We start from the raw sequence: 2930 nt of genomic DNA on the forward strand, positions 1-2930 counted from the left end.
TTTATGTAAAGCGGTTGAACTCGAACCCTTGTTAACTAGCCCAGAGATGACAGCAAAATGGGAGCAAGCGTTACAACAAATCAGTACCGAAGAACGCACCCCGGATAACTTTTTGAGCCAAATCAAAAAGTTCGTGGCAAAATTGATTGCTGATGTCCCCGAGCAATTGACTGGCAGTTCAGCCATTAAGCAACAAATCGATCACCAACAGCAAACGCAAAAAGCCGCCGAAGTATTCTTAGAAACGCCGCAAGCGACCGTTTTAAATAAACAGAAGTTTTACATTGTGAAGCCTAAGCAAGGCGAAGACTTTACCTTACCCAAGAAATGGAGCAGCAAAACCCTTGGTAAAACTGCGATCAAAGCCTTAGTCACCAAGGGTGAAACCAGCAAACTAAAGGGATTCAAGAGCAAAAAGGGAAAGCCGTTTGACGCCAAGTTAAAGCTTGACGGCCATAAATTAAGTTTTGATTTTGATTAGATCCTGTCTACCGCCCTTCACGTTGTTCCGGTTGGTGAACCCGTCATTTAGGTTCACTTTTACAACCCCAAAAGTAAACCTAAATAACGGGTAAGATTAGCAAAACAAAGGAGATCATAAATATGGATAACGAATTAGCAGTCATTGGGAGTGAATTACCGGTTCTGCAGGCTAAAGAACCCTACAAGTATTTAAAGGAAATCACTGGTAACGGCGCTTATTATCAAGTAGCTTGGCAAAAATTATCTGACGGTTACGTTGCCCTTTATGGCACGACCTCGATTCAAATAAGATCATTGCCGACATTGAATGATATTTTTGAAGATGAGGAGGGGTAGACAATGCCGAGTAAAGCAGACGTTAAAGCCTGGAAAGCACAATTGGTTGCCCAGGCTGAACAACAAATCCTAAAATTAACTGATAGTGGCCAATTTAAAAAGTACCTCAATACCTTGGCTAAATTCCATCATTATAGCGCCAGAAACATTGATTTGATTTATGCTTAAATCCGCAAGCGACCCAGGTCGCGGGATTTAAGCAATGGCAAACAGATTTTAACCGCACCGTTAATAAGGGCGCTAAGTCCATTCGAATTGCGGCACCGATTATTAAGAAATTAACACCTGCTGAACAAAAGCGACTTGATACTACCGACGAACGGGCCATTGTTGGTTATCGTTACCTGCCCATCTTCGACGTGGCACAAACTAGTGGTGACCCTGTCCTAAGCGCTAAAGACTTTGTCAAAGAAAATTTGGCCGATCATCAGAATGTGACGAGCTTGTATAATGCATTCAAGGACTATCTCAACCAGCAAACCGACCTTAAAGTCAGTGAAGTGCCTTTAGCGACGCTAAATGGGGCTAAGGGGTATTTTCAACCCAGCACTAATGAAATCGTCATTGGTGGCGATGAGCCCGACAATGCTTTGAAACTAAAGACGTTATATCACGAATATGCGCATAGCCAGCTACACGGATTAAAATCCGCCTTTAAAGATCGGCCACGAGCATATCAGGAAACCCAAGCCGAAGCGGTTGCGTATGTTGCCATGCAAAATATTGGCGTTGATACCAGCAACTACTCACTCGGTTACGTGGCCACCTGGGCTAAAGATAAAGCCGTGATCCATAGTGCTTTAAGTGAGATCCAGCAAGTAAGCAACAAAGTGATTGAGCTTAGCGATGGTTTAACCAAACAATTAGGCTTACAAGAAGCCCAAAAAGAGCCTGAGCATGATTTAAAAAAGCTATCAGCTCAGGATCTTAATAAGTCCTATCAAGGCTTGCAACAACAAATTCAACAGGCAACTAACGCCCAGAGTAGTAATCTGGCGCAGATCGAATCGGAAGGTACCCGAGCCAGTGCAGCCTATAAGGCCATTGTCGCAATCAAACCGGCATTTGCAGCTGACTATCAGCAAGCTGTCACACAACTTTACAAGAAATCTTTAGCGATTGCGCAGATCAAAAAACTTTATAACGACCAGAATTTACAGCACCCAAAGGCCGATCTGAGCAGCAGTAACATTGACCTAGCCATCAACGCCATTGAAAATGTCGAAAATCAGGACTTTGCCAAAAACGTGTTGCCTTGGTCCAAGTAGCGAAGAAATCACAAGCTAACAATGATACGACCGTGGCAATGGAATCGACAGACACATCTTCAACCAAGCAAACCGCAACTACTGGTCGGCAAAATCAGCAAGACACTGGTGAACCAGCTAGCGGCGTGTCTGGGAATCACGCGACAACTGCAGGTCAAGCTTCTGATCAAACAAGTCAACCGAGCCAGAAAGCTCCGAGTCAACCGACTACTTCACCGAGTGGGACAAGTTTAAGCACCGACAATAATGCTGGTGCAAGTGCTTCCTCGTCAATATCAGCATCAGCCAACAAAGCAGAGCCCATGATGGCCGTTTTGAGCGGCGGTTTGTATAAAACCTATGACGATGCAGTTGCATCCATCAAAATCCAAGGCAAAGCCGTTGATGACATGACGATCAGGTCTGTCACAATGAGCGACGGTTCCTTTCAGTGGACTTGGGGACCAAACGGCGAGTGGTAGCAGTAGTTCAAAACCAAGTTCCTCTGCGCCATCTTCTTCCAATCCCACAGGGCAAGATGCAAACAAAAACAGTCAACCGCAGCATTAGACCTTTGCTACTTTCGAAAATCGCTGATAATGGCCTCTTCTCCCACCATCATCAGCGTTTCGCTACGTTATCATATCATTCAAACAACTTTTAAGTCTCACAAAAGACCCGCATCAGTTCGACAGCTACGTCGAATTGATGCGGGTCTTTGGGTTTTCTACTAGTTGATCTGCTGAATCTGTTCACGTTCAGCAGTTGCCCGGACAGGATCCACAAGTGCCTGCCGATGCAAGCCATTGCGCGCTCGCAGAGCATAGAGAATCGTCACGGTATCGACAACTTCTTGCAGCATTG

The 2930-nt window shown here is 44.9% G+C and carries 3 protein-coding genes and 1 pseudogene; all 4 read left to right on the forward strand.

Going from position 1 to position 2930, the window contains the following annotated elements; translation table 11 throughout:
• A partial coding sequence (locus FD47_RS14090) for a topoisomerase C-terminal repeat-containing protein (protein ID WP_191982199.1) occupies positions 1 to 481 on the forward strand: 481 nt, incomplete at its 5' end.
• A 122-nt stretch (positions 482 to 603) separates the two neighbouring features.
• The gene (locus tag FD47_RS14095) at positions 604 to 819 is read left to right on the forward strand and encodes a hypothetical protein (RefSeq protein WP_027823051.1); all 216 of its coding nucleotides are present in this window, start codon (positions 604 to 606) and stop codon (positions 817 to 819) included.
• A 3-nt stretch (positions 820 to 822) separates the two neighbouring features.
• Positions 823 to 1811, forward strand: a pseudogene (locus tag FD47_RS14100) (ArdC-like ssDNA-binding domain-containing protein); the annotation flags it as partial.
• Between the two features lie 263 nt (positions 1812 to 2074).
• Positions 2075 to 2548 (forward strand): hypothetical protein, encoded by a 474-nt coding sequence (locus FD47_RS16220; RefSeq protein ID WP_162230605.1) that lies wholly within the window; start codon positions 2075 to 2077, stop codon positions 2546 to 2548.
• Positions 2549 to 2930: the final 382 nt, after the last annotated feature.

This window comes from Lentilactobacillus parafarraginis DSM 18390 = JCM 14109, assembly GCF_001435895.1.
GTDB lineage: Bacteria > Bacillota > Bacilli > Lactobacillales > Lactobacillaceae > Lentilactobacillus > Lentilactobacillus parafarraginis.